General features: G+C 72.8%; 1 protein-coding gene. It reads right to left on the reverse strand.

Annotated features, from left to right (window positions below; all coding sequences use genetic code 11):
* Window positions 1-1195 (reverse strand): BTAD domain-containing putative transcriptional regulator (locus tag ABZ887_RS51165; RefSeq protein ID WP_361306617.1); only part of this gene is annotated, 1195 nt, incomplete at both ends.

The raw sequence follows: 1195 nt of genomic DNA on the forward strand, positions 1-1195 counted from the left end.
TCGGGCGCCGCGCCGAGGCCTGTCCGACGAGGGCGACGACCTGTTCGAACAACCGGAACTGGGCGTTGCCGTCCGGCAGTTCCCGGGGCGCGTCGTCCCGCGGCGCGAGGAGACTGCCCAGCCCGCCGGTGAGCCACTGTTCACCCGCCGCAGCGGGCAGACTCCGCACGACCTGGCCAAGTGCCTGCTCCCACGGCCACATCGCCGGTGTCCCGTCACCCTCCAGACAGGAACCCCAGACAGTCAGTGCACCCAGCCGGCCCGCCACGGCGGCGGCCTCCTCCAGCAGCCGGGTCTTGCCCGCGCCCGGCTCGCCCTCGACCACACCGATCGCGGTGTCACCGGCCCGTGCACGCTCCACCATGCGCCGCAGCGCGGCGAGCTCCTCGGTCCGGCCGACCAAGACGGCCCCCATGGTCCGCCCGACGTTCTCGTCGGCCTCCCGCACCAGCGGCGCCGCCAGGGGCTGGGTGAGAATCCGCCGCTGCGCGTCCTCCAGCGCCGGACCAGGGTCGATGCCCAGCTCCTCGGCGAGCCGGTCGCGGACCTGACGAAACACCGACAGCGCCTCCGCCTGGCGGCCGGCAGCACCGAGAACGCCGACGAGACCGGCCTGCACGGGTTCGTTGAACGGTGCCATCGACGCGGCCAGTTGCAGAGCCACCAGCACCCGCTCCGGTCGGCCCGTCGACACGGCGAGCTCCGCCGCCGCGGTGCACGCGTCGTAGAACTCGTTGTCGAGCGCGGCGAAGACCGTCGTGGCGATGGTCCCGTCGGCGATACCGTCGCCCGCCGAGCCGTGCCAGAGCCCGAGCGCCCCGACGTAGTGATCGAGAGCCACCTCGTGATCCTGCCGAGTCGCCGCGGCCCCGGCGGCGTCGACGAGTTCCCGGAAGGCGACGAGGTCCAGCGTGGCGGGGCCGGCGGCGAACAGGTAGGAATTGCCGCGACGGTGGAGGAACGATCCGGCTTCACGGACGGGCAGCCGCGGCTCCAGCAGCCGACGCAACGCACCGACGTACTTCTGGAGAATGTTCACCGCCGACGCCGGGACGTCCCCGCCCCAGATCAGGTCGACCAACTCGCTCGTACTGACCGGCTTGCCCGCGCGGGCGAGCAGCACCGCGAGCAGGTACGACTGCTGCCGAGGCCCGGGGTCCAGTTCGACACCGTCCCGCCAGATCCGCAACGGACC

Origin of the sequence: Streptomyces sp. NPDC047061, assembly GCF_040643955.1 — a bacterium.
Lineage (GTDB): Bacteria > Actinomycetota > Actinomycetes > Streptomycetales > Streptomycetaceae > Streptomyces.